Raw genomic sequence first — 26193 nt, 5'->3', positions numbered from 1 at the left:
CCGAGAAACTTCCCCAGGCAGCGATGACTCCGGGCCGGAGCCGTGGTCTACATGCTGACCTCGGAAGAGCGCGACCCCGACCGAACAGGACAGCACCCATGAGCGAGCAGGCGGCCGGCCGCATCACCGGCATCCACACGATCGGTGTCCCGGTCACCGACCAGGACAAGGCCATCGGCTTCTATGTCGGCACCCTCGGCTTCGAGAAGCGTATGGACATGCCGCTTCCCCAGCTCGGCTCCCGTTGGATCGAGGTCGCGCCGGCAGGTGGGGCGGTGTCGATCGCACTCGTCCAGGCACACGACGGTCTGCCCAGCGGCCGCGAGTGCGGCGTCCGGTTCACCACCCCGGATGCGGCAGCTCTGCACAGGGAGTTGACCGCCGCCGGTGTGGACGTCGACGAACTTCTGAACTGGCCGGGCGTCCCGCCGATGTTCGCGTTCCGCGACCAGGACGGCAACGGCATGGAGATCGTCCAGGACATGGTTCAGCACTAGGGGCGTCCGGGTGAGCTCGAGCACGGATTCGTCGACGTGGCCGTGCGTCCCTCGGACCAGGGATTGTCGATCTCCGGCCGAACTCCCCGGTGATCGCCCCGTGGCCGTCACCGCGGCGCGTAACGCTCCACGAGCTCGGAGCCGAGGCGCGCGAGCTCGGCCTTGACGGATTCGGGTTCGAGGACCTCGACGAGGGCGCCCCAGCCGGCGAGCTCCTGTGCGATCGACACGGCCATCGGCGCTGCGACGCGGACACGGACGCGACCGTCGTCGCGGGTCTCCAGGGGCTCGCAGTGCCGGCCGAACCGGACGCGCAGGACCGGTACCAGGCGTTCGGAGATGAGCAGCGTCGCCGAGAGGAGCGAACGGCGCTGCTCGACCTCGTCGACCACCCGTTCCCACTCGCGCGACAGATCGAAGTCGGCCGGTCGCTCGGCGACCACGTCGGTCACGGTCATCTCGCCGATCCGGTCGACGCGGAACGTCCGCTGTCCCTTCTCGGTGCCGGCGACGAGGTACCAGACGTCGTCCTTGTCGACCAGCCCCCACGGATCGACCACGCGGCGCGTCCGGTGGTGGGCGCGGTTCTCGTACTCCAGGGAGACCTTGCGGCGGCGGACGACGGCGTCCTGGAGCGCGTCGACCACCGCGGGGCGTAGGCGGTTGCGGTCGCCCCAGCGCGTCGAGTCGACCACGACGGCATCGGCCGCGGCCTCCGCGTCGGCCCGGAACGTGTCGGGCAGCGCCCCGACGAGCTTCCGCAACGCCGACCGGACCGGCGGCGCGACGGATGCCGCAGGGCCCGCGAGCAGGAACAGGGCCCTCGCCTCGGTCGAGGTGAGGCCGGTGAGGTCGGTGCGGGCGCCGCCGACGAGCGACCACCCGCCGCCGCGTCCGGGCTGCGGGTAGACGGGGACGCCGGCTGCGGACAGCGCCTCGAGGTCGCGGCGGGCGGTGGCAACCGACACCTCGAGCTCTGCCGCCACCTCGGCGGCGGTCACCCGGCCACGCGCCTGCATCAGAAGGAGGGTGGCCACCAGCCGGTCGGCGCGCATGGAGCGATCGTCTCAGAAAAAGTGCTCAGGAGATGAGCACTTCACCCCCGCATGATGACGGCGTTCATCGCAACTCGATCTCAGGGAGCACCGATGTTCCGAGGATTCGCCACCATCAGCTTCTACGCGGACGACCTGGCCGCGGCGCGGGACTGGTACACCGAGCTACTAGGGGTGGAGCCGTACTACGCCTACCCGCCTGCGCCCGCCCCGCCGGCCTACCTGGAGTTCCGGATCGGCGACGACGCGGACGAGCTCGGCTTCATCGACCGCAGGTACGCCCCTGCCGGCGCGGGCACCGGCCCGGGCGGCGCGGTGATGCACTGGCACGTCGACGACCTCGCCGGCACGGTCGAGAAGCTGCTCGCGATGGGCGCCACCGAGTACCAGCCGATCACCCACCACGGGGACGGGTCCGGCTTCGTCACCGCTTCGGTGGTCGACCCGTTCGGCAACGTCCTGGGCGTCATGCACAACCCGCACTTCCTCGAGGTGCTCGCCGCCAGGACCACGGCGTGACCGCCGTGCGTACGTTCCACGCGCCGGACCGCGCGCAGTGGCGGGCGTGGCTGCGGGACAACTGCGAGACCGCCGACGAGATGTGGCTCGTGATCCACCACGTACGCAGCGCCACCCCGAGCGTCCGCCACCGCGAGGCGATCGAGGAGGCGCTCTGCTTCGGCTGGATCGACAGCCTGGCACGAAAGCGCGACGCCGAGTCGTGGTGCCAGCGCTTCACCCCGCGCAACCCGCGCAGCGCGTGGAGCAAGGTCAACAGGGAACTCGTCGACCGGCTGACCGCGCAAGGGCTCATGACGCCCCACGGCCAGGCGGCGGTCGACCTCGCGAAGCGGACCGGCACCTGGTCCGTGCTCGCCGACGCGCAGAACGGCGTGATCCCCGACGATCTGCGCGACCGGCTCGCCGCGGACGAGGCCGCGGCCGGCCACTTCGACGCGTTCTCCTGGTCGGCCAAGCGGGCCGCGCTGGAGTGGATCGCCAGGGCCAAGCGGCCGGAGACGAGGCAGCGCCGCATCGCACGGACGGTCGAGTGCGCCGCCCGGAACGTGCGGCCGTGACACCGTTCAGTTCCGTCCTGTGCCCAGGTCGAGCGTGTCGAGACGGCGAGGGTCGCCGATCACCTCGATCTCGGTGATCCGGTCGTGCTCGACGGTCACGCGCAGCACCACGACGAGTCGCCCGCCCGGCGCGACGACGATCCCCGGCGTCCCGTCCACGAGCGCCACCTCGGCGGACCGGGCCCGGTGGGCGAACACCCGGGTCTCCTCGGAGACGGCACGGGCGCCGTGGACGTCGGTGGGGGTGCCGGCCGGCACCGCGAAGCGGTCGGCCCGCCGGACGACGTCCGGCGCCAGCAGCGTGACCAGCGTGTTCATGTCGCCGCCGCGGGCGGCCGTGAGGAACGCCTCGACGACGGCGTGGTGCCGGGCGAGATCGACCTCGTCGATCGCCGCCACTCCACGGATCCGGCTGCGGGCACGGCTGGCGAGCTTCTTGCTCGCCACCGTGGACCGCCCCACGACGGTCGCGATCTCGTCGAAGGGCACGGCGAAAATGTCGTGGAGCACGAACGCGACTCGTTCGGCCGGTGTGAGCCGCTGCAGGACGACCAGGAGAGCGAGGCCGACCGACTCCGCCAGCACGGCCTCGTGCTCGGGGTCCGTGTCACCCCGCTGTTCCATGAGCGCATCGGTCGCCGGCGTCAGGGGCTGCTCGGCACGTGTGCGGCGCTTGCGCAGCATGTCGAGGCACACCCGGGCCACCACCGTGGTCAGCCAGCCGGCCAGGTTCTCGATCTCGCCGCGGTCGGCGCGATCGGCGCGCAGCCATGCGAGCTGCACGGCGTCGTCGGCCTCGTCCAGCGAGCCGAGCATCCGGTAGGCGACAGCGCGCAGGTGATCGCGCTGCGCCTCGAAGTGCGGCGCCAACCCCTCGTGTACGTGCATCGGTCACCTTTCCCGTTCGGCATCCGTCAAGGAGGCGACGAACCGGACCAGGACGAGTGCAACGGGACAGGAGACGACGCGTGAGTCTACAGACGGGGCGGTCTCCTGCTCGTTCACCGATCATCACGAAGGACGAGGCGATGAGATTCTTCAGACTCGATTCCAGCCTGCACGTCGACGGCTCGGTCAGCCGGGCGCTCGCCGACGTCGTGCAGCAGGAGTGGAGCCGTGCCTACCCGGCCGCCGGATTCATCCGGCGTGACCTGGGGTGTCATCCGCTGCCGCCGGTCTGGCCCGCGGCGATCGCGGGCCGCATGACGCCCGAGGAGGCCCGCACGGGCGAACAACGCTCGGCAGGCGCGCTCGCCGGGCGGCTCGTCGACGAGCTCCTCGAGTCGGACGCATACATCTTCGCGGTGCCCATGTACAACTTCGGCGTTCCGCAGCAGGTCAAGCACTGGATCGACCTGATCATCACCGACCCCCGGGCGGACGACGTCAACCGTCCGCTCCTGCCGGGCCGGCCGGCCGTGCTGGTCGAGGCTCGGGGCGGTGGGTACGGCCCGGGGAGAGGGCGGGAGGGGTGGGATCACGTCACTCCGTACCTCTCGCGCATCCTCGGTGACGTCTGGGGCCTCGATCTCGCGATCGCGTCGGCCGAGCTCACCGTCGCCGACACCAACCCCGCAATGGCGCACCTGAGAGGTCTCGCCCGCCGACAGCGTGCCGACGCTCACGCCGCCGCAAGGGACCACGCGATCAGCATCGCAAGGCGGCTGCGCACGGCAGCCTGATCCCGTGCATCCCCGATGATCGCCGCGAGATCAGGGTTTCCGCCCCCGCGAGGGCACATAGCCCGATCTCGCGGCGATCTTGCTGCGCAATCGCAGTGAGTTCGGTCGCCGGGAGACAGCTGCGCAGCGGTGATTCGTTATGGTCGGCTTGACGAGATCGCATTCCGGCGGGGCCGGTTGTCGTCCGCCGTGACCGGATCGTGGTCGTCGACGGCAGGTGGAGCGCCGGCCGGCGCGGAGCCACGATTCCCTGAAGCCGACGACGGGGGGAATATGATCACAGAGTTCGTCACGATGGAAGTCCGGTTGGGAGCCGAGGAGGCGTTTTCCTCCGCTTTCGGCGAAGTGTGTGGTCTGCTCCTCGTGTCGGTCGGCTGTCGGTCGGTGAAATTGGTCCGTGGCGTCGAGGACCCCTCGCGGTTCGTAGCCATTGTGGAATGGGATTCCGTCGAGTCGAGCGTGCAGAATTTCGTGGATACGGTGCGTTACATGGCGTTCGCCGCGCGGCTCATGCCGTATTTCGTGCAGGACCCGTTGGTGGAGCACTTCGACGACCGGCTGACCTGAGCCGTCCGGCCGGGGTTGCCCGACGGACTTGACAGGACGGGATCAGCGGCATGCAATATTTTGCATGCCGGTTCCGTCGCATCGTGGTCTCGTCCCTCGATCACTTCTGCGTGAGGATGCGTACCGCGCGATCCGCGACGCCATCGTCGACGGCACCCTCGCCCCGGGCGAGCGGCTCAATGACGCCGACCTGGTGGAGTGGCTGGGTGTGAGCCGCACGCCCGTCCGCGAAGCGCTGGCCCGGCTGGAGCACGCCGGTCTGGTGCGCACCAAGCCCGGGCGCTACACGATCGTCAGCCCGCTGGACGTGCGTGCCGTCCGGAACGCCCAGTCGGTGACGGCGGCGATGCACGAGCTCGCCGTCCGCGAGGCACTGCCGAACCTGTCCGCGGCCGAACTCGACGCCATGCGCGCCGCGAACGCCCGCTTCGCCGACGCATTGCGGCAGGGCGACGTCGATGCAGCGGTCGCGGCCGACGACGAATTCCACGACGTCCCCGTCACCGCGTGCGCCAACGACGCGGTCCGGAGCGTGCTCGAGCAGTTCACGCCGGTGCTGCGCCGGGTGGAGCGCCTGCGCTTCTCCTCGTTGAGCGGCCGGGGTTCCGTCGCGCAGCACGAGCGGATCATCACGCTCTGCGAAGCGGGCGACGTCGACGCGGCGGCGGCCGCCACCCGGGCCAACTGGCAGACGTTGGCGCCCCTGCTCGACACCCCGCCCCTCGATGGCCCGCCTTCGCCCTGACCGGGCACCAGATAAGGAGCCAGCCATGTCCCTCGACGACTTCGAGCGTCACCCGTTGCTGTTCGGCCCGAGCCCTGTCCACCCGCTCGAGCGGCTCAGTGACCATCTCGGGGGCGCCCGCATCTGGGCCAAGCGGGAGGACTGCAACAGCGGCCTGGCCTTCGGCGGCAACAAGACCCGGAAGCTGGAGTACCTCGTGCCCGACGCTCTCGCCCACGGCGCGGACACCCTGGTGAGCATCGGCGGGGTGCAGAGCAACCACACCCGGCAGGTGGCCGCGATCGCCGCCAAACTCGGGCTGAAGGCCGTGCTCGTCCAGGAGAGCTGGGTGGACTGGCCCGACGCGGTGAACGACAAGGTGGGCAACATCCTGCTGTCGCGCATCATGGGTGCCGACGTGCGCCTCGTCCGTGCCGGGTTCGGCATCGGTTTCAAGGACAGCTGGCATGAGGCCCTCGAGGACGTCCGGGCGACCGGCGGCACGCCGTACGCGATCCCCGCCGGGGCATCCGACCACCCGCTCGGGGGCCTCGGCTTCGCCAACTGGGCCCGTGAGGTGCAGGAGCAGGAGCGCGAGCTCGGGATCTTCTTCGACACGATCGTCGTCTGCAGCGTGACCGGTAGCACCCAGGCGGGCATGATCGCCGGGTTCGCGGGCCAGGACCGGCCCCGCCGCATCCTCGGAATCGACGCGTCGGCGAAGCTCTCGGAGACCCGTGCCCAGGTGGAGAAGATCGCTCGCGCCACCGCCGATCTCATCGGCCTGCACCGCGAGCTCCGCGACGACGAGATCGTCGTGCTCGAGGGCTGGGCAGGCGACGAGTACGGCATCCCCGTGCAGTCCACGGTCGATGCCATCCGCCTCACCGGCAGGCTCGAAGGGATGATCATCGATCCGGTCTACGAGGGGAAGTCGATGGCCGGGCTCATCGACCTCGTCCGCGACGGGGCGATTCCGGCCGATTCCACTGTCCTGTATGCCCATCTCGGTGGTCAGCCCGCGCTCAATGCCTACAGCGGCGTCTTTCCCTGAGCCGACGCGTATGGGTATGTCGAACGGTCCCGCTCGGCCTGAAGGTCGACTCGTTGTAAGAATGTCCGGGACCCGATGCATGGGGCTGTCGGGTCCTTCGGGTGGCCGCGGTCGGGAGGCGCCCGAAAAGGGCGGTACATCTGGAGGCGGGCACCGTGAGTGCGACTTACGCGATCGAACCGGTGCCGTCGCAGGATGAGCAGTTCGAGCACCCCGCGCTGTTCTACAGCGGGTTGGACGAGTTCCTGGCCGGCACGGTTCCGTTCGTCCACGAGGGTCTTGCCTTGGACGAGCCGGTCGCGGTGGCCGTGCCCGCGTCCCGGTTGGAGTCGCTGCGCGTCGAGCTCGGGGTGGCCGCCCAACGCGTGCGGTTCGTGAACATGGGTGATGTCGGGCGGAACCCGGCCCGGATCCTTCCGGACGTGCTGCTCGCCTTCGCCGACGAGCACGTCGGCGCCACCCGCCTCCGAATCGTCGGCGAGCCGATCTGGGCAGGCCGCACTGCGGCGGAGTACCCCGCGTGGGTGCAGCACGAGGCCCTGATCAACCTCGCCTTCGCCGGTAGCCCGGCCACGATCCTGTGCCCCTACGACGCCGCGGGCCTCCCTCCGGAGGTGTTGGCCGACGCGGAAGCCACGCATCCGGTAGTGGTCGACGGCGGTGTGCCCCGGGCGAGCGCCGGCTATTCGATCGAGCGCGTGCTCGCCGACGTCAACCGCCCGCTGCCGCAACCGCTGCAGGACCGGCCGCTGCTGGTCGACGCGCACCTGCTGAGCAGGGGCCGGCAGATTGCGATGGCGGAGGCCCGAAGCGCGGGGCTCGACGAGGACCGGGTCGCCGACGTCGAGATGGTGGCCAACGAGCTGCTCACCAACAGCATCGAGCACGGCGGTGGCACGGGCGTGTTCCGCACCTGGACGGAGAACGGGCATTTCGTCGTCGAGGTCCAGGATTCGGGTCAGCTGCTCGACCCCCTCGCCGGCAGGCGCAGGCCCGGCCTCCTGCAGCCTCGCGGGCGGGGCTTGTATGTCGTGAACCAGCTCGCGGATCTCGTCCGGACCAGCAGCACAGCCGGCGGCACCACGGTCCGGGCGTGGTTCCGGATCCGGGTTCGACGGGCGCTCCACTGGCGCTGAGGCCGGAACGGCCCCGCGCGATGATGGGCTCGTGCCGAGATCACCGATCCTCGATGTCCCGATCGCCGAGGACCCCATTCGGCTGGGCCAGTTCCTGAAGCTCGCAGGACTCGCCGAGCACGGGGTCCATGCCAAGGCGCTGCTCGAGGCCGAAGAGGTGCAGGTCAACGGGCGGGTCGAGACCCGACGAGGAGCGCAGCTGCGGGCCGGGGACGTCGTCGCGGTCGGTGAGCAGCGGGCGCGGGTGGCGCCTGCCTGAGCCGTCTGCCCCGTCGAGCGGCTGGTCCGGCTCCCGTCCCTTGGCCGGGTGAACCGTCGGCCGTTCGGGCGAGCGCGGTGACCATGCGCTGTGCCATACGGCCGTGTAGTTCACTCGAAGGTGTGCATGTGCGCACCACGCCGGAGTGACAGGCAACGGCTGCGGCACCTGCGGCGAGCTACCCCCGCACCTGAAGGGCAATGGCGCCACTAAGGGGGGAGGAGCCGTGCAGCATCACGGTGTTCGTGACGTAGAGGTTCAGGCCGGGCTCGCGAACGAGGGGGCGGGACGATGACCGCACCCGTGGGACGAAAGCCGGGCAGCGACGAGCGCAAGAAGGCCGTCAAGAGGTACTTCCAGATCACACCCGATGAGCACGATCAGAGCCGGGCGCGGCACCAGCAGCAGGCCGCCGTGGTGTCCATCGTGGTCGCGGGCTCACTGCTGCTGGTGGAGATCCACGTACTCGCGATCCTGGTGGCGATGCTGGCACTGGTGCTGGCGCTGCAGGGGTTCACCGGGATGGCGGACTACCGGCGCCGTCTCGCCGCGGCCGAACCGAAGCCGTCGGACCAGGAGATGGACCACACCCTCGACGAGGACCTCCATGCGGCCGCCGAACGGGCCATGCGCCGCCTGGGTCTGACGAGGAACGATCTGGAGCTGCACAGCGACGAGGTCGATCCGCCCGCCGAGGCCCGCAGGCGGCCCCGGCTCGCTGACCAGGGTCGTGGGCCGCTCGTGGTGTTCGGGCCGGCCAACCGGGCGCGCGGTCGCAGCGGGCTGGACAGGGTCTGGAGGTTCACCCTCTACGACGTCATGGTCATCTGCCCGACCGGGCACCACCTCGGGATCTACGAGTGCGTGCTCGACTTCGCCACCGGGAGTCGCAAGGACGAGGAGACCTACGAGTTCCACTACTCCGACGTCGTGGCCGTCTCGACGAGGACGCGGGAGCGGGCCGAGCTGGGACTGGAGCTCGTGTACAGCTCATCGATCGCGGTGCCGCTGCACCGGACGATGACACGCGAGTTCGAGATCGTCGTGTCGAGCGGCGACCGCAGCGCCATCGTGGTCGGGATTCGCGACGACGACGGGCTCGATCAGCAGCTCGTGCTGCAGGAGTCGGGCATCGACCGCGTCACGGCCGCGGTGCGGCGCATGCTCCGGGCGAAGAAGGGTGCGCCGACGCGGTGATCGCGTGGTCAGTAGCCGACGTAGTCGCCGGAGCTGTTGCTGCGTCCACCGGCCTTGAGGGTGGAGATCCCGTACTGCGCGATCATGTACCGCACGCCCGCCGTGATGTTGGCGACCGGGTCGGTGATGGACCTGCCGCGCAGCGAGGGGTGCACGTACGCCCGGAACGTGGACGGGATGGTCTGCATCAGGCCCTGCGACGGGGTGCCCCGGCGGGCGTTGCTGTCCCAGGTGTTGATCGCGCGTGGGTTGCCGCCGGACTCGGCCATGATGATCTTCTTGAGGCCGGGGGCGTAGGACTGCGGCATGTCCATGATCTTCAGGGCTTCGGCGATCCAGCCGTCGAGGCCGCCGCGATCGATCAGGGCTGAGATCCGGTCGTTCTCGGCCTGCTCGCGCGCCTGCTTGGCGTGCAGCTCGGCGAGCTGCGCGGCCAGCGTGGTGGCCTTGTCGAGCATGGCCAGGTGCTCGTCGGCGGAGTCGTCGGAGGCGTCGTCGGTGGCGTCGACCGCGAAGCTCACGGGGATCAGGGCGGCGACGTGGTTGGACTTGAGCGGCGAACTGTCCGACGCGAGCGACGTGGTGGTGAACTCGTCGGCTGCGGCGGTGGTGGCGGTGTCACCGGGGCTGGGGACGAGTGCGGTGAGGGTGCCTGTGGTGACCGCGCCGACCGCGGCGGCCGTGGCGAGGACAGTGGTGCGGATTACCGGGCCCGTGGTTGCTGGTGCGGATGCGGCCTTGTGGCGGGCGGATACGGGATCCACTGTCCAGAGCGCACGACGACCACGGGGGGAGCGGTGTCCAGCCAACGACTGCCCTTTCAGCGCGGGGGAGCGACCCTCACCACGAGCAGCCCGGTCGGGGGTCCGGTGAGCCGGGTGGGGAGTCCCGGCTCGCTGCGCTCATGATCGGATCGTAACGCTGGCGTGACTGTATTGGCGGCTCCTCATCGCGGGCAAGGCCAGGAACGCCCGGCCACCGCAGCCCGACTGCCGTTCGGCTCGAAGGGACGACACGCGCGAATAAAAGCGTTGATCGTTTTTCACTCACACGGGGCGATAAGCGGTCCTCGAGGTGAGAAGGAGACAAGAGTCGCCGAACTCATGCCACAGATAGCCCCGGTCGACCGCCGCCGAATATGCCCGGCCGACGAGGCGCGGGCCGGCAACGGCCTCGAGTAGCAGCAGGTGGGAGGCCGTCGGCTCGTGCCAGCCGGTTACGAGGCCGTCCACGGCGCGCGCTGAGCGGTCGGGCCCCAGAACGAGGTGGGTCCATCCGGCACCGGCACGGACGCGGCCCGCCGGGTCGGCCACCGTCTCCAGCGCGCGCGTGACCGTCGTGCCGACCGCGACCACCCGTCCGCCCGCTTCCTTCGTCGCGTTGACGGCGTCGGCCGTGTCGGCGGGTACCTGGTAGCGCTCGGGCAGCGGCACCTCGCCGGCTTCGAGCGACGACACCCCGGTGTGCAACACGATCTCGGCGACTCCGATCCCACGGCTGTGCAGGTCCGCCAGCACGGCCGGGGTGAACGGGCGACCGGCGCTGGGCATCTCGGCGCTGGCGAACTCCGGCCCGGGCTTCGCGAAGACCGTGCGGTACGTGTCGATGGGCCAGTCACCGCGCAGGTAGGAGTACCGGATCGGCCGCCCCACGTCCATCAGCCACGGCCGCAGCCCTCCCGCCACGGGGATCCGTGCGCGCCAGAGCCGGCTTCCCTCGACGATCCGGGGGTCGGGGTGAGCGGTCAGCAGCGAGGCCACCACGCCCCGGGGCAGCCGCACCGACTCGCCCGCCCGTCCGTCCGCGACCCGCCGGCCGTCCGGCGTCCGGAGCTCGACGACGAACAGGTTGTCCGGTGCCGGGCCGGAGATGTGCAGCGTGACGGGCGACTCGTCGCCGCGGTGTCCGTCGACGGCGGCGGGCTCGGTGTCGGAGGTGTTGACCACGAGGAGGTCGCCGCGGCGCAACGCCCGCGGGAGACTGCGGAACGTCGTGTGCTGCAACGGTCCACGGTCGCGGGCCACCAGCAGGCGCACACCGTCGCGAGGCACGCCGCGTGCTTCCGGCGGCTCGGTGGCCGAGAGCTCCGGCGGCACGGTGAAGGTCGTCGTGGCGCTCACGCCGGGCTCCCGGCCGTCGTCCCGGTGGTGGTGGGCCGCTCGGCGTCGGACAGGTCCGCGGCGCGGTAGCGACCGCTCTCCGGCCGGTGGTCGAGCAGTCGCAGCAGGGCCGGGACGACCGCCGCCGGCTCGGGACGGTCGGAGATGTCCTCGCCGGGGAAGGCACGCTGGTGCATCGCGGTGCGCATGTCGCCGGGGTCGAAGGCATACACCCGCAGAGCCGGTTCCTCCACGGCGAGCACGGCGGCGAGCAGGTCGAGTGCGGCCTTCGCGGCGCCATAGCCGCCCCACCCGGGATAAGCCTCGACGGCCGCATCCGAGCTCAGGGTGATCACGGTGCCCGCTCCGGATGCGCGCAGCAGCGGCAACGCGAGCTGGGTGAGTGCGAGCGGGGCGAGCACGCCCGTTTCGAGCACGCCGCGCAGCGCGTCGAGCGGATAGTGCTCGAGGGTGGGCAGCGGGGAGGGGCCGAGCTCACCGGCGTTGTGCACGAGCAGGTCGAGCCGTCCCGCCGCGCGGATGAGCTCCGCGCGGAACTCAGGGTCGTTCACGTCGCCGGGCAGGGCGATCACACCGGGCAGGCCGGCCGTTGCGGCATGGAGTCTGGCGGAGTCGCGTGCGCAGGCGATCACGGTGGCGCGGCGGGCGGCGAGGGACTCGGTGAGGGCGAGGCCGAAACCCTGCCCCGCGCCGGTGACGATGGCGGTCATATCGGTCATGCGACTACGGTGCGACTTGAAGTCAGCTTCAGGTCAAGGAGATCGCATGGAGACGACCGACCTGCTCACGATCGGTGAGGTGGCACAGCGCAGTGGCTACCCGCCGTCCGCCCTGCGGTACTACGAGCGGGAAGGGCTGCTGCGCACCACACGTACGTCCGGTGGGCAGCGTCGCTACGAGCGATCCGTGCTGCGGAGGCTGGCCTTCATCCGGGCCGCACGCACGATCGGCGTGGGCCTGGACGAAGTGCGCGAAGGCCTGGACAAGCTCCCCGACGGCCGGACGCCGACCAAAGCGGACTGGACACGGCTGTCGCGCTCATGGCGCGGGCGACTCGACGAGCAGATCCAAGCCCTGGTTGCCCTGCGCGACGGGCTCGACTCGTGCATCGGCTGCGGCTGCCTCTCGCTGCAGCGCTGCCGGCTCTACAACCCCGAGGACCGGGTGGGTGAGCTCGGTCCCGGGGCGCGGTTGTTGCCGCCGATGCTGCGGCGCAGCCCGGCGGACGGTGTGTGAGGAACCCGTCGGTTACGAGGAGAGCAGCCGCGGGCGCGCCGACCAGCGAGCCGGCAGCGACCGGTCCACCCAGGCGTGGAGCTCCTCGGCGGGCGGCCGGGTGCTGATCGCCGACTGCTCGTGCTCGGCGAGGAAGGCGGTGGTGCGCTCCTCCCAGCCGACGCCCAGGCAGGGCACGCCGGTGGACACGGCGAAGACCAGTGCGTGGATGCGCAGGCCGAAGAGTGCGTCGGCCTCGCCGACCACGGCCTTGGCCAGCGCGGGCGGCAGCTGCGGGCCGAGCACGGGAACCGCGCGTCCCAGCCGCTCTCCGAGCTCCTCGACCAGCACCTCGTCACGCCGGGCGAGTCCGAGCCCGTAGTCGGCGTGGGTGCTGATGGCGAGACCCGCGACCGCTCCGCCACGCTCGATCCAGCGCCGGGCGAGCGTCTCGGCTGCGTCCTGCAGGCAGTCGACGAGGATCGGGTTGGGCAGCGCCTTCGGTGCGACGAGCAGCAGCGGCACCGCTGGGTCGACGCCGGCCGCGGCGAGTGCACGCCGAGCGTCGGCGGCCGGTGCGGGGGTGAGTCCCATCGCGAGGTCGCCCACCACCGGCGCCACGATCGCGGGGCCGAGCGTGGCCGCCGAGACCTCGTCGCGCACGGTGATCCGGCCGGGCTTGCGGACCGAGCGACGCAGCAGGTCGAGCACGCGCTCGGGCGTGCCGGGGTAGACGCCGACCGCCACGTAGGCGATGTCACGACCGCGGGCCGTGGCGGCCCAGACGATCGCCGGCAGCGCGTTGACCAGCGACGACGAACCGGTGCCGAACAGGCCTCCGCCGACGACCGCGATGCCGTCGCACCACTTGAGCGCCTTCGTGAACGGGATGCCCTCCATGGCCACGGCGGGCACCCGGTGCAGGGCCTCGACCATGCGGGGGTTGCGCGACACCACGCGCACCTCGGTGCCCTCGGGGAGCTCCTGCAGCGTGCGGGCGAGCATCGCCTCGTCGCCGGTGTTGCCGTTGCCGAAGTTCCCGATGATCAGCACGCGGGTGGCCCGCGGAGTGGTGGCACCCCGGCTCTCCTCGGCGGCGTGCCGCCTGCCGAGATCGGCGAGTTGCTGGCGGATCAGGCTGGTGCGGGGGTCCGTCATCGAGTTCCTCGGGTTCGGCGGCGCAACTCTTCGTGACCATCACCGAGTTGCGGAGAGCTGCTGGTGCGTGGGAGCTGGGGCGCGGTCACTCGTTGGAACGAAGCCTAGGCCGTCGCGTAGCTGAGACGGCCGGGGCGGTCGCCGAACGGCCCTTATGACGCGGTCGCCGACCAATGGGACATGCTTACAGCTCAGTCGGTCAGCTGTCCATATGATCGTATGATGATCTACGAGATCCGCGAGTACACCACCGTTTCGGGTCGCATGCCTGCGCTCGTCAAGAGGTTCAAAGACCACACGTTGGGCTTCTTCCGCAAGCACGGGATGGAGGTCGTCTTCATCACCCTCACCGAGCTCGGCAGCAACTCCAACAACGAGCTCGTGTACGTGCTGCGGTTCGACTCCTACGACGACATGGTCACCAAGTGGGCGGCGATGCAGGCCGACCCGGAGTGGCGGGAGGCCCGCAGCGCCAGCGAGGCCGACGGCCCGATCGTCGCGGTGATCAACCGGCGGGTGCTCAGCCAGGCCGCGTTCGAGAGCGCCCTCTAGACCCCACCCGGCACTTCGGACTGTTGCGCGGGAACTTCCCCTTGCGGTCACGTGCACGGGGATGCGGCGGAGCGGTCCGATGAGCGAGGGTGACCATGTGTCTGCATCAACGGAGCGCTGGCTCACCTTCGAGGGACTCGACAACGTTCGCGACATCGGCGGCCTGCCGCTGCGCGACGGCCGCACCACACGGCCGGGGATGCTGTTACGCAGCGCGTCGCTGCACTACTGCACCCCGGCCGACGTGGGTCACCTCGTCGACGTCGTCGGGTTGAAGCTGGTGCTGGACCTGCGCACCCCCCGGGAGATCGACGAGGACGGGCCTACCGCCGTCGCCCGCGCCGGCGTCGAGACGGTGGCGTTCAACTTCCTCCCCGAACAGGGTCGCACCCTCCCCGAGACCGACGACGACACCGACCCGTTGGTGCGCAACTACCTCGGCTACCTGTCCGACCGTGGCGAGAACGTCGTCGCCGCAGTGCGGTTGCTCGCCGAACCGGACGCGGGGCCCGCGCTGGTGCACTGCGCGGCGGGGAAGGACCGCACCGGGGTGTTCGTGGCGCTGGTGCTGGACGCGATCGGCGTCGAGCGCGATGCGGTGGTGGCCGACTACGCGCTCTCCGCCGAGCAGGTGGAGGCGCTCTTCCGCCGGTGGACCACGGCGTCGGGCGAGCCGATGCCGGAGGACATCTCGCGGCACCTCCCGCGGGCCGACGCGATGGCCACCGTGCTCGCCCGGCTCGACGCGGACTTCGGCACGAACGGAACGGGCGGAGCGGCCGGGTGGCTGAAGGCCAACGGCCTGGACGAGGAGTCCTTGAAGCGCCTCGGAACCCGCCTCACGGCGGACTAGCGGCTCACCGACTCGGCGGGTGGAACCGGGCGACTCGCGGGGTCAGGGGAGTTCTTCGATCGTCACCGACGTGTCGAGCTTGCGGAGGGTGGCGGGTTCGCCGGTGACGGCGGGCCAGCCCCGGCGACGGGCGCTGGCCGCCACCTGCCCCGCGACGATGTCGTCGTGCCCGGATGCGGCCAGCAGCAGCCCGGACTCCAGGGCCGAGGCCGGGCCGAGCTCGTCGATCACCGTGTTGGGCAGGTCCAGCAGCACCTGCAGGGCCGCGTGGTGCTCGGGATCGAGCAGTGCCCAGGCCCGGCCGAGTGCGGCGCTCGGCACCGCGAGCACGATGTTCTCCTCGACCGCGGCCCACACGAGCGCCCGGACGTAGACGGGCCGTCCGATGGCGAAGGCGGCCAGCGCGGTGGTGTCGAGTACGCGTCCGCCGATCATGCGGCGTCCGCCACGGCGCCACTCCGATGTGGAGCGCCCATCAGACAGCGGCTGCCGGCGGCACCAGGCGCAGCGTCCGCCGCGCCTCGGCCAGCTCGGCGGGCGGGGGCGGACCACCGTAGAGATCGGCGAGTGTGGCGAGAGATCGGTCGCGGAGCTGGCGCGCGGAGACGGCTTCGGCGATGTACGCCGAGATGCTCCTGGCTGCCCCGCGCTGCACGGCGTTGCGGGCCTCGGTGACCAGTTCGGCCGGAAGGCTCACTGTGACACGCTCAGTGCGCATGTGCGGAGCGTACCCGCCGTTCCTTTCGTGCTCACCCACCGTCAACCCGGGCGGCGTTCAGAGCCGGCGTCGCATCTCCGCGGCGAACGACTCCTGGGCGTGCCGCATGGTGGCGGCCTCGTCGGGATCGGCGAACAACTCGCGCATGGTGGCCTCGTCGACGTCTTCCAGGTGCGTCTGGATCCACCAGATGTTCCCGACCGGATCCTTGATGCGCCCGCCGCGGTCGCCGATGATCCGCGACGTCGTCACCTCGGTGACGAGGACCGCTCCCGCATCGAGGGCTCGGGCCACCACCTCGTCGACGTCATCGACGTAGACGCTGAGGAGGCTCGGGATGTCGGGCCATTCGGGCCGCGCGTCGAACACCATGACGACCGAGTCCCCGATCGTGACTTCCGCGTGGCCGATCGTGCCGTCCTCGTTCAGGACGCGCAGGGCGGTGGCGGTGCCGAAGGTCTGCTCGACGAAGTCGAGGAACGCCGCTGCTCCCTTGGCTGCCACGTACGGGGTGACCGTTGACTTGCCGCCGGGGATGGTCGTCGTCGCCATGTGTGTCTCCTTGCCGTGATCGATCGTCCGGCAGAGCGTCGCCGCCGCAGCGGCCAGTTCCTGTCCGCAATCGGAGGTGAAGATCCAGTGCAGGCGATGACGGGTACGCCGGTTACTCGTCGGTATGCCAAGGTGGTCCCAGCCCTGATGCGGCGACGAGGAGAGCGCATGGACCTGACCTACACCGCAGCGGAGGAGGCGTTCCGCAGCGAGCTGCGGTCCTGGCTGCGGGCGAGCATCCCGGAGGAATGGCAGCGCCCGGGGTTCTGGGAGAAGCTCGACGGCGACGAGAGCTTCCGGCTGCGTCGCGACTGGGAGCGCGACAAGGCGCTCGCCGGTTTCGCGGGCATCGAGTGGCCCACCGAGTTCGGCGGCCGCGGGGGAACTCCCGGCATGAGGGCGATCTACGACGAGGAGATGGTGCTGGCGCGCGCGCCACGCACCGTCAACCCGCTCGGCCTGTCGTTCCTCGCCCCCACCGTGATGGCGATCGGCACCGATGCGCAGAAGAAGGAGATCATCGGTCCGCTGCTGCGCAACGAGGTGATCTGGTGCCAGGGCTTCTCCGAGCCGGGGGCGGGATCCGACCTCGCCGCCCTGTCCACGAAAGGCGTGCGCGACGGCGACGACTTCGTGGTCAACGGCCAGAAGGTGTGGACCACCAACGCCGTGCACGGCGACAAGATCTTCACGATGGTGCGCACGGAGGCGGGCTCCGCAAAGCACCGTGGCATCTCGATGCTGCTGATCGACATGCATCAGCCCGGCGTCGAGGCCCGGCCGTTGAAGCAGATGAGCGGGGCCAGCGAGTTCGGCGAGGTGTTCTTCACCGACGCGCGGGTGCCCGCGACCGACTGTCTCGGGGAGATCGGCGACGGCTGGCGCACCGCGATGCTGCTGCTCTCCTTCGAGCGGGGCGCGTCCGGCATCGCCCAGTACACGGAGTTCCGCCGCCAGTACGACGAGATCGTCGAGGTCGCGAAGAAGCTGGGCCGGGACCGCGACCCGGTGGTGCGCGACAAGCTCGCCCGCGTCCTCGTCGAGCTGGAGTGCCTGCGCCTGCACGCCATGCACGTGCTGACGCAGGTGGAGCAGGGGCGTGACCTCGGGTTCGAGGCGTCGATGACGAAGCTGCAATGGTCCGAGACGTTCCAGGACCTCTGGGAGGTCTTCGACGACGTCGTCGGCGAGGACGCCACTCTCGATTCGGTCGACGACCTGGACCTCCGCCCCTTCCACGGCCAGTCGATGTGGTCGCGATCGGTCACGATCTGGGGCGGGTCCTCGCAGGTGCAGCGCAACATCACCGCCGAGCGCGTGCTCGGCCTGCCGCGATAGGAGCTGGTCATGTTCTTCGCACCGACCGACGACCAGCGCGAGTTCGGCGACGCCGTTCGCGGCTACCTCGCCGACCGGTTCGACCTCGAGGCCGTCCGGGCCGTCGTCGAGGACGCCGACGGCGACGGGCATCCGGCCTCACTGTGGAAGGCCGCGGCCGAGCAGGGCTGGCTGGCGGTGCTCGTGCCCGAGGAGCACGACGGGCTCGGGCTCGGGCTGGTGGAGGCGCAGGTGATCGCCCGTGCGCTCGGCGCAGGCGTGGCGCCCGGGCCGTGGCGCGGCACCGTGCTCGCGGCGGAGGCGATCCGGCTGGCCGGATCGGACGAGCAGCGAGCCGCCTGGTTGCCGCGGCTCGCCGTCGGCGACGCCGTCGGAGCTCTGACCCTGCGTGGCACCGCGCCGGGTGTGCTCCGCACCGTGGAGTACGGCGAGATCGCGGATGTCGTCGTCGCGCGCTCCGGTGACGGGCTCACGCTCGTCCACGGTGGATCCGCCACCCGGCAGGGCTCCTATGACGGCACCGTGCGGCTGGCCTTGATCGAGGCCGACGCGGGCGAGGCGTTGCCGGGGGCGAGCGCGGAGGTGCTCGACGAGCTCGCGGCGCGGGCCACCGTGCTCGTGGCCGCCGACCTGGCCGGGATCGCGCGCGAGGCACTCTCCCGCACGGTCGCCTACGACCGTGAACGGCAGCAGTTCGGTGTGCCCATCGGGTCGTTCCAGGCGATCAAGCATGCGCTGGCCGACCTGCACATCGGCGTGACCATGGCCGAGCACGCCGTGCTGTACGCCGCGCACGCCGTCGAGACCAGGCTGGCCGACGCCCCGCTCGCCGTCTCCGTGGCGAAGGCCAAGGCGAGCGACGTCGCCATCGCATCGACGGCAGCGATGATCCAGTACCACGGCGGCATCGGGTACACGTGGGAGCACGAGTCGCATTTCTTCTACAAGCGCGCCAAGCGGCTGGCGGGTCAGTACGGCGACGCCGACGCCCATCGAGCGCGGATCGCCGATCTGACGATGACCGGCTGACGTTCCTCTGTGTGGATACGAGTGCTCCCGCGCTCGTATCCACACAGGGGCGCTACTTCTGCCAGCCGATGTTCTCCGGCGTGCTGCTGAAGTAGCGCCCTGGCCCGTAGTTGGCCAGGCCCGTCTTGACCGCTTCGATGTCCGGCAGGTTGACCGCGGGCATCACGCCGAATGTCTTGAACGCCGCCACCTCCGCCTCGGCGGCCCTCGCGAACTGCTCCTGAGCCGTCGGCAGGGTGTTCACCGACCGGATCAGCGCGTCGTTCGCGGGGTCGTTGACGCCGGACTTGATGAACTGCGTGTCCGAGCAGTACAGCTGGCAGATGAAGGCGATCCCGTACGGGCTGCCCTCCGACTCGCCGGAGTAGAACAGATCGAACTGCTTGCCGGCGATGATCTTGGAGAAGTCGCTCGACGGGACCTGCCGGATGTCCAGCTTGATGCCGACGTTCTTCAGCATCGCCGCGGTGGCGCCGGCGATCGCCTTTCCGATGGGGTCGTCGCCGGTGCTGACGTAGCTGAACTCGAGTGGCCTGCCGTCCTTGACCCGGACGCCGTCCGGGCCCACGGTCCATCCGGCCGCGTCGAGGTCTTTCTTCGCCTGCTCGGGGTCGAACCTGACGACCTGGCCGAAATCATCGTGGTATCCGTCCTGGAACGGCAGCAGGTTCATCGAACCGGCGGGGTCCGCCGTGTAGCCGAGGCCCTGGAGCTGGACCTTGACGATCTCCGCGCGGTCGATGGCCTCGAAGACCGCCTTTCGCACCCGGATGTCGGAGAGGACGGGGGTGGTGCCGTTGAGCGTGAAGAAGTCGATCTGCAGGGAAGCGCTCTTGCGGATCTCCGTGCCCGGTTGCCCCGCGACCTGTGCGAGCCGGTCCTTCGAGCCGGCCGAGACCGCGTCGATCTGCCCGTTCTTGAAGGCGTTGATGGCCGCTGAGTCCTCCAGGGCGATGAAGGTCCTCGAGTCGAGCTTGCCCTTCTTGCCCCACCACTTCGGGTTGCGTTCGAAGGTGATCGTGCCGTTCTGCTGATCGAACTTGCTCACCGTGTACGGTCCGGCGCCCCATTCCGGGTGCGGGTTGTTGATGTACCCCTGGTTGAACACGGCGGGGGCGAGGGCGGCGGGGTTGAGCAGGGAACCGAACAGGGCCTGCCACCACAGGTTGATCCCGGAGAACGTGACCACGACCTGGCGGGAGTTCACGCCCTGGGTCAACGACGAGATGCGGTCGTAGCCGTCGGTGGAGCTGACGAGGTAGGCCGGATCCTTGCCCCGGTCGGCCTTCCACACCGCGTCGAACGAGGTCCAGTCGATGGGCGTGCCGTCGTTGTAGGTGGCTTTCGGATTGATGGTGTAGGTGACCCTGGTGTTCCCGTCGACGGTTTCCTGCTTCACGTCGGTGAGATAGTCCGGGTTGAAGACGGCCTGCCCGTCGGCGGTGAACGTGACGAGAATCGGGTTGTACCAGGACCACACCGTCTGCGTGTATCCGGTGGAGTCGCTCTGCCAGCTGTTGAACTGGGGAGAGATCTCCGGAACCGAGGTGGTGAGCGTGCCACCGTCCTTGATGTTGTCGTAGGGCTGCGGGTTGTAGGCAACCTGGCCGGCCAGGGATTGGGCGCTGACCTCGCCGCCGGTCGATCCGGCGGTGCCGCAGGCCGCCAGCGCCACCGACAGCACCGCGGTGGCCGCGAGGGCAGCGGTTCGCTTCAGGACGTGCATGGTCGGGTTCCTCCTGATGAGGGGTGCCGGCGCGTCAGCGGAAGTGGCAGGCGTTCAGGTGGTCGACGCCGTCCCTCCCTGTGAGCTCGGGGGTCTCCTGCGCGCACCGTGTGCGCTGCCCGTGGTCGAGGGTCGGGTGCAGAGGGCATCGGCTGACGAACCGGCAGCCGGGGGAGGAGTTGGTGGGGCTGGGCAGGTCCCCGCGCAGCACCACCCGTTCCCTGGTGCGCTCGACCAGCGGGTCGGGAACCGGGATCGCCGAGAGCAGCGCCTGTGTGTACGGGTGCCGCGGGTCGTCGAACACGACGTCGACGGAACCGATCTCCACGATGCGACCCAGGTACATCACCGCGACCCGGTCCGAGATGTGGCGCACCACGGACAGGTCGTGCGCGACGAAGAGGTAGGAGAGCCCGAGCTCGGCCTTGAGGACGTTCAGGAGGTTGATCACGCCGGCCTGGATGGAGACGTCCAGTGCCGAGACCGGCTCGTCCAGCACCACCAGCGACGGATTCGTGGCCAGGGCACGGGCGATGCCGATGCGTTGGCGCTGTCCCCCGGAGAAGGCGGTGGGGAAGCGGTCGCTGTGTTCGGGGTCGAGTCCGACCAGCGCCATCAACTCGTCGATCCGCTGTTCGGTCGCCTCGCGATTCGCCTCGCCCACGGCCCGCAACGGTTCGGCCAGGATGTCGAAGACCGTCAGCCGCGGGTCGAGCGCTCCCATCGGGTCCTGGAACACCATCTGGAGCTTGCGCCGAAGAGCGCGTTCCTGGCCTCGGCCCTTCAGGCTCGCCACGTCGACGCCCGTGATCCGGATGCTGCCCTGCTCCGGGACGCGGAGGTTCATGATCTCCAGCAGCGTGGTGGTCTTCCCGCAACCTGACTCGCCGACCAGCCCGAGCGTCTCGCCCTGCCTGATGTCGAGGTCGACATCAGAGACCGCGTACACCGAGCCGATGCGCCGCTTCAGCAGCTTCCCCTTCAGCAGCGGGAAGGTCTTGCCGAGTCCGTCGAGCTCTAGCACGGCGGGGCGCTGCTCGCGGGCGATCGCCGCCGCCGGTGGCGTCGGCACGGGCGGCACGGGGTAGATCGCCACGCCGTTGACCCGGCCGTCGTCGATGTGCGAGGAGCGGATGCAGGCCGCGGCGTGGTCTCCGTCGGGCGGCACCGGCGCCAGCGCGGGTTCCTCGGCGGCGCACTCCGCCACCGGTATCGGGCAGCGCGGCCGGAACGGGCAGCCTGCAGGCAGGTCGACCAGGAGCGGCGGGTTGCCGGTGATCGGCAGGAGCGGACGTCGCTCGGCGCGGTCCACTCGCGGGACGGCACCCAGCAGCCCGATCGTGTACGGCATGCGGGGCCGGGCGAACAGCGCACCGACCGGCGCCTTCTCCACCGGACGGCCTGCGTACATCACGAGCACGTCGTCGGCCGTGCCGGCCACGACGCCGAGGTCGTGGGTGATCAGGATGAGGGCCGCACCCGTCTCGGCCTTGGCGAGCGCGAGGACGTCGAGGATCTGCGCCTGCACCGTGACGTCCAGGGCGGTGGTCGGCTCGTCGGCGACGAGCACCCGAGGGTCGTTGGCGATCGCCATCGCGATCACCACGCGCTGGCGCATCCCGCCCGAGAACTCGTGCGGGAACGAGCGTGCGCGGGCCGCGGCGTTCGGGATACCGACCAGGTCGAGCAGTTCCACCGCCCGTTTCCAGGCCGCGGTCCGGTCGAGGTTCTGGTGGATCTGCAACGCCTCGACGATCTGGCGTCCCACGGTGAAGATCGGCGTCAGCGACGCGAGAGGGTCCTGGAAGATCATCGCGAGTTCACGGCCGCGGATCGCCGACATCTGCCGGTCGTCGAGGCCGAGCAACTCCTTGCCGCCGAAGGTCACGGAGCCCGACACCGCGGCGTAGTCCGGGAGCAGGCCCATCACCGCCATCGACGTGACCGACTTGCCCGAGCCCGACTCGCCTACGATTCCCAGCGTGCGGCCCGCGTACAGGTCGAAGTCGACGCCCCGGACGGCCGACACGCGCCCGGCCTCCGAGGGGAAGGAGACCTCGAGGTTGCGGACCGAGAGCACAGGATCGGTGTCCGGAACGATGGTCACGCGCCGCCTCCGGATCGGGACGTCGGGTCCAGCGCGTCGCGCAACCCGTCTCCGATCAGCGCCATCGAGACGGTCAGCAGCGTGACGAGGACTGCCGGGACGTAGAACAGCCAGGGCGCGCTCGACACGGTGTCGGCGCCGTCGTTGAGCATGGTGCCCAGCGAGACGTCCGGCGGCTGCACCCCGAACCCGATGAACGACAGGGCAGTCTCGCCCTGCACGGTCGCGACCACTCCGATCGTGAACGTCACCACGAGCAACGACCCGATGTTGGGGATCAGGTGGCGCAGGACGATCCGGATCCGGCCGACGCCCATGAAGCGCGCCGCCAGCACGTACTCCCGCTCGCGCAACGACGTGGCGAGAGCCCACACCACGCGCGCGTTGTACATCCAGCCGAACACCGTCAGGACGACGATGAGCACCCTCCAGTCGCCGCCCGCCTTCTGCGAGACGAGGGCGAGGATCAGGAACGAGGGCACCACCAGCAAGAAGTGCACGATCCCGAGGACGACCCGCTCCGTTCTGCCGCCGAAGTAGGCGGCGACGGCACCGACGAACGCGGAGATGATCGTGGTGAGCAGCGACACCGAGACCGCGATGACCAGCGACCGCTGCAGACCGTGCACGGCCTGGGCGAACGTGTCGTTGCCGGCGTTGTCGGTGCCGAATATGTGGTCGGGCGAGGGCGGGACCGTCAGCGCCGCGAAGTCGACGTCGCTGTAGGAGTAGGGCGTGAACAGCCCGCCCAGCAGCGCGAACAGCACGAGGAGAGCCAGGATCACCAGCCCGGCCACCGCGCCCTTGCTGCGGAGGAACCGGCGCAGGTAGAGGCGGCGCCTGCTCAGCCGGCCGCCGCGGCGCTGAAGGTTCCTCTCGGTGGTGGACGGCTGCCTGTCGAGGTCGACCGACGGAACCGGGCCGGGGAGGTTCGTGGTCACGAGCCGGTCACCCGCACCCTCGGGTCGAGGACCACAACAGCGATGTCGGCGAGGATCGCGCCGATCGCGGTCATCAGCGCGCCGAACGCGGCGACGGCGACCACGCCGTTGACGTCGTTCTTGCTGATCGTCGACGTGAAGTACTGGCCCATGCCTTGCCAACCGAAGATCGTCTCCGTGATCACGGCCCCGGTGAACAGCGCAGGCACCGCGAACGCGACGGAGGTGGCGACCGGGATCAGTGACGTGCGCAGGCCGTGGCGCCGGATGGCCTCCTGGCGGGTCAGGCCCTTGGCCCGCGCGGTGCGCACGTAGTCGGAGTTGATGTTGTCGAGGAGCAGCGAGCGCTGCAGCAAGTGGTAGCCGGCGTAGCTGGTGAGCGTCAACGAGATGGTGGGGAGGACGAGGTGCTGGATCCGGTCGAGCACGAGCGGCCAGAACCCGCTGACCGTCGGCGACTGTGCCCCCGCGACGAAGAGCAGGGTGCTGCCGAGCGACTGGTTGAGCATGATCGCGAGGAGCACCACCACGAGTGACGCGACGACCGTGGGGACGTTGATCGTGATGATCGACAAGCCCTGGTGGAACCGGTCGGCGAAGCGGTACTGGCGCGATCCCGTGTAGACGCCGAGGGCGATTCCGATGATCGTGGAGAGAATCGTCGACAACAGTACGAGCTGGGCGCTGACACCGATCCGGAAGGCGATCTGGGTGTTGACGCTGTCGCCGACCGGGGAGTAGCCCCAATTCCAGTGCAGCACGATATCGGTGATCCAGTGCCACCAGCGGTCGAGCAGTGGGGTGGCCGGGCTCAGGTTGTACTGGGCGAGTGAGCGGTCGATCTCCTCGGGGGTGCGAGGAGGCCTCAACTGCAGGTAGTTGACCCTCGGATCGAGAAACAGGTTGGCCAGAAAGTAGGTCAGGTTGGTGGCCACCACGATCATGAGTAGCCAACCGAGAGTCTTCTTGAGGAGGTATCTCAGCACGCGGCTGGTACTCGCTCTCTCTCCTGAAGGTCGGCACGGATCAATGATCAATCCTACCCGGGAGGGTCAGATCTCGGGTGCCGATCCGAGAAGTTCTACGTCGTTACGCCCGTTTGTCCGTGCTGAGAATTATGTATTCCGGTCCGGTGTCGGGTCGATCTGATATCCACATATTGTTCGCTGCGTGCTCCCTGAGTCCGACGTCGTCTGTGTTCGATATACGGCGATGGTGCGCTCCTGTCCGCCGTGACCCCGGTAACCTCCCTTGCCGTGACTCCTGCCGAGATCGTCGGGTTGCTCGCCGAGCCCGACCGCCTGCGTGTCGTTGCCGCACTCGTGCTGGGTGCACGCACACCCGCCGACGTCGGCGCCACCACCGGCCTCGCCGCCCGCGAGGTCGGGCGGGCGCTGCAGAAGCTGCAGGCGGCCGGGCTCGTCGACGACAAGCTTGAGGTGAGGGCAGAGCTGTTCAAGGAGGCCGCGCGGTCCGCGGCGCCCGTCGTGCCCGTCGAGGACCTCGGCTACGCCGATCCCGGCGTCGAGCAGGTCGTCGCCCGGTTCGTGCGCGACGGTCGGCTGCTCTCGTTCCCCGCGCAGGGCGCCAAGCGCCGGATGGTGCTGGAGCACGTGGCGCAGAGTTTCGAGCCCGGCGTCCGTTACCCGGAGCGGGAGGTGGATGCGGTGCTGCGAGCGTGGACCGACGGCGGTGCCGCCGACCACGCCACGCTGCGCCGCTACCTCGTGGACCACCAGCTGCTGGCCCGGGACGCCGGCGAGTACTGGCGCTCGGGCGGCTGGATCGACGTGCTCGACGAGCGTGACTGAGGGACGTCAGCTCGGGTCGGAGCCGCGCATCGCGGCAAGCCACAGGCCGAGCGATGCCGCCAGCGCGGTAACCGCCACCCACGTCAGCAGCCCACCGCGGTCGACGTAGGTCCACAGCAGGCCGATGAACGGAGCCGGGACGACCAGCGGGAGGTCGGCCCGCAGCTGCCGGCCCATCCGGGCCAGCGCCGCGGCGCGTACGGCGACGGTGGCATCCGGCCTCGACGGGTTGTCGGTGCGGTGACCGCGTGGCTCCTCCGACCGCACCGCTCCCGACGGGACGAGCGGGTGGTCCCCGTCCGGCCCGGCGACGGTGGCGGCGACCATGCGGTCGCGCAGCGGATCGCCGTGCAGCCGGACGACCGTGGGGGAGGGGAGGCCGACGAGCACGGGATCGAAGTGCACGGGTATCCACCGCTGCGGGTGGGTGTCGGTCTCGAGATAGCTGCGGGTGGCGAGGCCGGCCTGCCAGCGCACGCGGCGCACGGGAACCGACCGGCCCGGCTGCGCGAACGCGCGCCTGCGCGTGACCACCTGCCAGGCGAACACAGCCAGCACGAGCGCGGCGACCACCACGGTGAACGAGAGTGTCGTGAGCGCCCGATCGGCGTCCACGAGGACCTGGGCGCCCGGAATCAGGGGCCCCTCGGGATGGGCGGGGTCGAAAGCGACCTCGGTGCGGGCGCCAGGTGCAGGTGGGGTACCGCTCACCTCGACGAGATCGACGCGCTCGGCCAGTCCGGGTGGGGTCCAGCGGAGCTGCACAGCGGAGTCGTGCACTGCGTCGACCACGCCCTCGGCCCGGCCGGTCGCCACCCCGATA

General features: G+C 70.1%; 30 protein-coding genes. 16 read left to right on the top strand and 14 right to left on the bottom strand.

What is annotated here, in order from left to right:
- Nucleotides 1–98: 98 nt before the first annotated feature.
- Entirely contained in the window at nucleotides 99–497 is a 399-nt protein-coding gene (locus tag ABD743_RS11445) for a VOC family protein (RefSeq protein WP_344721554.1), read from the top strand.
- Between the two features lie 107 nt (nucleotides 498–604).
- Here the strand turns inward: ABD743_RS11445 and ABD743_RS11440 are convergent, their stop codons facing one another.
- On the bottom strand, nucleotides 605–1552 hold the full coding sequence (locus tag ABD743_RS11440; RefSeq protein ID WP_344721552.1) for a helix-turn-helix transcriptional regulator: 948 nt from the start codon (nucleotides 1550–1552) through the stop codon (nucleotides 605–607).
- A 93-nt stretch (nucleotides 1553–1645) separates the two neighbouring features.
- On the opposite strand from ABD743_RS11440, the gene ABD743_RS11435 reads away from it, so the two are divergent.
- Together ABD743_RS11435 and ABD743_RS11430 are read left to right on the top strand one after the other, a co-directional pair.
- Nucleotides 1646–2071, top strand: a complete 426-nt coding sequence (locus tag ABD743_RS11435; RefSeq protein WP_344721550.1) for a VOC family protein — start codon at nucleotides 1646–1648, stop codon at nucleotides 2069–2071.
- Nucleotides 2068–2631, top strand: a complete 564-nt coding sequence (locus ABD743_RS11430) for a YdeI/OmpD-associated family protein (protein ID WP_344721548.1) — start codon at nucleotides 2068–2070, stop codon at nucleotides 2629–2631. The genes ABD743_RS11435 and ABD743_RS11430 overlap by 4 nt, the downstream gene beginning before the upstream one ends.
- A 6-nt stretch (nucleotides 2632–2637) precedes the next feature.
- Here ABD743_RS11430 and ABD743_RS11425 read toward each other — a convergent pair whose 3' ends face one another.
- Nucleotides 2638–3519 (bottom strand): sigma-70 family RNA polymerase sigma factor, encoded by an 882-nt coding sequence (locus ABD743_RS11425; protein ID WP_344721546.1) that lies wholly within the window; start codon nucleotides 3517–3519, stop codon nucleotides 2638–2640.
- Between the two features lie 140 nt (nucleotides 3520–3659).
- Between ABD743_RS11425 and ABD743_RS11420 the strand changes: the two genes are divergently transcribed.
- The 7 genes from ABD743_RS11420 to ABD743_RS11390 all read left to right on the top strand — a co-directional run bounded on the left by ABD743_RS11420 (nucleotide 3660) and on the right by ABD743_RS11390 (nucleotide 9250).
- Nucleotides 3660–4313: an FMN-dependent NADH-azoreductase gene (locus ABD743_RS11420; RefSeq protein WP_344721544.1), complete on the top strand. Its 654-nt coding sequence runs from the start codon at nucleotides 3660–3662 to the stop codon at nucleotides 4311–4313.
- A 273-nt stretch (nucleotides 4314–4586) separates the two neighbouring features.
- Entirely contained in the window at nucleotides 4587–4880 is a 294-nt protein-coding gene (locus tag ABD743_RS11415) for an antibiotic biosynthesis monooxygenase family protein (protein WP_344721542.1), read from the top strand.
- A 64-nt stretch (nucleotides 4881–4944) separates the two neighbouring features.
- Nucleotides 4945–5625, top strand: coding sequence for a GntR family transcriptional regulator (locus tag ABD743_RS11410; RefSeq protein WP_344721540.1), 681 nt, complete (start codon nucleotides 4945–4947; stop codon nucleotides 5623–5625).
- 25 nt (nucleotides 5626–5650) lie between these two features.
- Nucleotides 5651–6658 (top strand): 1-aminocyclopropane-1-carboxylate deaminase, encoded by a 1008-nt coding sequence (locus ABD743_RS11405; protein WP_344721538.1) that lies wholly within the window; start codon nucleotides 5651–5653, stop codon nucleotides 6656–6658.
- A 155-nt stretch (nucleotides 6659–6813) separates the two neighbouring features.
- Nucleotides 6814–7794 (top strand): anti-sigma factor RsbA family regulatory protein, encoded by a 981-nt coding sequence (locus ABD743_RS11400; RefSeq protein ID WP_344721536.1) that lies wholly within the window; start codon nucleotides 6814–6816, stop codon nucleotides 7792–7794.
- Nucleotides 7795–7825: 31 nt separating this feature from the next.
- Nucleotides 7826–8053: an RNA-binding S4 domain-containing protein gene (locus tag ABD743_RS11395; protein WP_344721534.1), complete on the top strand. Its 228-nt coding sequence runs from the start codon at nucleotides 7826–7828 to the stop codon at nucleotides 8051–8053.
- A 291-nt stretch (nucleotides 8054–8344) separates the two neighbouring features.
- Entirely contained in the window at nucleotides 8345–9250 is a 906-nt protein-coding gene (locus tag ABD743_RS11390; protein ID WP_344721532.1) for a hypothetical protein, read from the top strand.
- Nucleotides 9251–9258: 8 nt separating this feature from the next.
- On the opposite strand, the gene ABD743_RS11385 is transcribed toward ABD743_RS11390, so the two are convergent.
- The 3 genes from ABD743_RS11385 to ABD743_RS11375 all read right to left on the bottom strand — a co-directional run bounded on the left by ABD743_RS11385 (nucleotide 9259) and on the right by ABD743_RS11375 (nucleotide 12089).
- Nucleotides 9259–10014, bottom strand: coding sequence for a transglycosylase SLT domain-containing protein (locus tag ABD743_RS11385; RefSeq protein ID WP_344721530.1), 756 nt, complete (start codon nucleotides 10012–10014; stop codon nucleotides 9259–9261).
- Between the two features lie 282 nt (nucleotides 10015–10296).
- Nucleotides 10297–11370: an S-adenosylmethionine:tRNA ribosyltransferase-isomerase gene (locus ABD743_RS11380; protein ID WP_344721528.1), complete on the bottom strand. Its 1074-nt coding sequence runs from the start codon at nucleotides 11368–11370 to the stop codon at nucleotides 10297–10299.
- Nucleotides 11367–12089, bottom strand: coding sequence for an SDR family oxidoreductase (locus tag ABD743_RS11375; protein WP_344721526.1), 723 nt, complete (start codon nucleotides 12087–12089; stop codon nucleotides 11367–11369). The genes ABD743_RS11380 and ABD743_RS11375 overlap by 4 nt, the downstream gene beginning before the upstream one ends.
- Before the next feature lie 46 nt (nucleotides 12090–12135).
- Here ABD743_RS11375 and soxR point away from each other — a divergent pair, with 46 nt between their 5' ends.
- Entirely contained in the window at nucleotides 12136–12606 is a 471-nt protein-coding gene (gene soxR, locus ABD743_RS11370; protein ID WP_344721525.1) for a redox-sensitive transcriptional activator SoxR, read from the top strand.
- Between the two features lie 12 nt (nucleotides 12607–12618).
- Here the strand turns inward: soxR and ABD743_RS11365 are convergent, their stop codons facing one another.
- A complete protein-coding gene (locus tag ABD743_RS11365; protein ID WP_344721523.1) occupies nucleotides 12619–13743 on the bottom strand; it encodes a polysaccharide pyruvyl transferase family protein in 1125 nt (374 codons plus the stop codon).
- Between the two features lie 222 nt (nucleotides 13744–13965).
- Here ABD743_RS11365 and ABD743_RS11360 point away from each other — a divergent pair, with 222 nt between their 5' ends.
- Together ABD743_RS11360 and ABD743_RS11355 are read left to right on the top strand one after the other, a co-directional pair.
- Nucleotides 13966–14295: an NIPSNAP family protein gene (locus tag ABD743_RS11360; protein ID WP_344721521.1), complete on the top strand. Its 330-nt coding sequence runs from the start codon at nucleotides 13966–13968 to the stop codon at nucleotides 14293–14295.
- A gap of 97 nt (nucleotides 14296–14392) precedes the next feature.
- Complete coding sequence (locus ABD743_RS11355) at nucleotides 14393–15148, top strand: tyrosine-protein phosphatase (protein WP_344721519.1); 756 nt, start codon at nucleotides 14393–14395, stop codon at nucleotides 15146–15148.
- A 42-nt stretch (nucleotides 15149–15190) separates the two neighbouring features.
- Here ABD743_RS11355 and ABD743_RS11350 read toward each other — a convergent pair whose 3' ends face one another.
- The 3 genes from ABD743_RS11350 to ABD743_RS11340 are packed head-to-tail and all read right to left on the bottom strand — an operon-like array spanning nucleotide 15191 to nucleotide 16418.
- Complete coding sequence (locus ABD743_RS11350; RefSeq protein ID WP_344721517.1) at nucleotides 15191–15583, bottom strand: hypothetical protein; 393 nt, start codon at nucleotides 15581–15583, stop codon at nucleotides 15191–15193.
- A 40-nt stretch (nucleotides 15584–15623) separates the two neighbouring features.
- The gene (locus ABD743_RS11345; protein WP_344721515.1) at nucleotides 15624–15866 is read right to left on the bottom strand and encodes a ribbon-helix-helix domain-containing protein; all 243 of its coding nucleotides are present in this window, start codon (nucleotides 15864–15866) and stop codon (nucleotides 15624–15626) included.
- A 57-nt stretch (nucleotides 15867–15923) separates the two neighbouring features.
- Nucleotides 15924–16418: a VOC family protein gene (locus ABD743_RS11340; RefSeq protein WP_344721513.1), complete on the bottom strand. Its 495-nt coding sequence runs from the start codon at nucleotides 16416–16418 to the stop codon at nucleotides 15924–15926.
- Between the two features lie 168 nt (nucleotides 16419–16586).
- On the opposite strand from ABD743_RS11340, the gene ABD743_RS11335 reads away from it, so the two are divergent.
- Both ABD743_RS11335 and ABD743_RS11330 read left to right on the top strand, forming a co-directional pair.
- Nucleotides 16587–17756, top strand: coding sequence for an acyl-CoA dehydrogenase family protein (locus tag ABD743_RS11335; RefSeq protein ID WP_344721511.1), 1170 nt, complete (start codon nucleotides 16587–16589; stop codon nucleotides 17754–17756).
- 9 nt (nucleotides 17757–17765) lie between these two features.
- Nucleotides 17766–18785, top strand: a complete 1020-nt coding sequence (locus ABD743_RS11330; RefSeq protein WP_344721509.1) for an acyl-CoA dehydrogenase family protein — start codon at nucleotides 17766–17768, stop codon at nucleotides 18783–18785.
- A 52-nt stretch (nucleotides 18786–18837) separates the two neighbouring features.
- Here the strand turns inward: ABD743_RS11330 and ABD743_RS11325 are convergent, their stop codons facing one another.
- Genes ABD743_RS11325 through ABD743_RS11310 form a run of 4 tightly spaced genes read right to left on the bottom strand, consistent with a single transcriptional unit; the run spans nucleotide 18838 to nucleotide 24545 of the window.
- Nucleotides 18838–20511, bottom strand: a complete 1674-nt coding sequence (locus ABD743_RS11325) for an ABC transporter family substrate-binding protein (RefSeq protein ID WP_344721507.1) — start codon at nucleotides 20509–20511, stop codon at nucleotides 18838–18840.
- A gap of 34 nt (nucleotides 20512–20545) precedes the next feature.
- Nucleotides 20546–22618 (bottom strand): ABC transporter ATP-binding protein, encoded by a 2073-nt coding sequence (locus ABD743_RS11320; protein ID WP_344721505.1) that lies wholly within the window; start codon nucleotides 22616–22618, stop codon nucleotides 20546–20548.
- Entirely contained in the window at nucleotides 22615–23559 is a 945-nt protein-coding gene (locus ABD743_RS11315; protein WP_344721503.1) for an ABC transporter permease, read from the bottom strand. The genes ABD743_RS11320 and ABD743_RS11315 overlap by 4 nt, the downstream gene beginning before the upstream one ends.
- Complete coding sequence (locus tag ABD743_RS11310; RefSeq protein WP_344721501.1) at nucleotides 23556–24545, bottom strand: ABC transporter permease; 990 nt, start codon at nucleotides 24543–24545, stop codon at nucleotides 23556–23558. Before ABD743_RS11310 ends, ABD743_RS11315 begins: the two co-directional genes overlap by 4 nt.
- Nucleotides 24546–24815: 270 nt before the next feature.
- Here ABD743_RS11310 and ABD743_RS11305 point away from each other — a divergent pair, with 270 nt between their 5' ends.
- Nucleotides 24816–25370 (top strand): DUF2087 domain-containing protein, encoded by a 555-nt coding sequence (locus ABD743_RS11305; RefSeq protein WP_344721499.1) that lies wholly within the window; start codon nucleotides 24816–24818, stop codon nucleotides 25368–25370.
- 6 nt (nucleotides 25371–25376) lie between these two features.
- Here the strand turns inward: ABD743_RS11305 and ABD743_RS11300 are convergent.
- Nucleotides 25377–26193: hypothetical protein (locus ABD743_RS11300; protein ID WP_344721497.1), on the bottom strand; the 817-nt coding region annotated here is incomplete at its 5' end.

The organism is Pseudonocardia yunnanensis (assembly GCF_039534065.1).
GTDB lineage: Bacteria > Actinomycetota > Actinomycetes > Mycobacteriales > Pseudonocardiaceae > Pseudonocardia > Pseudonocardia yunnanensis.
This window is presented reverse-complemented; position numbering and strand designations above follow the sequence as displayed.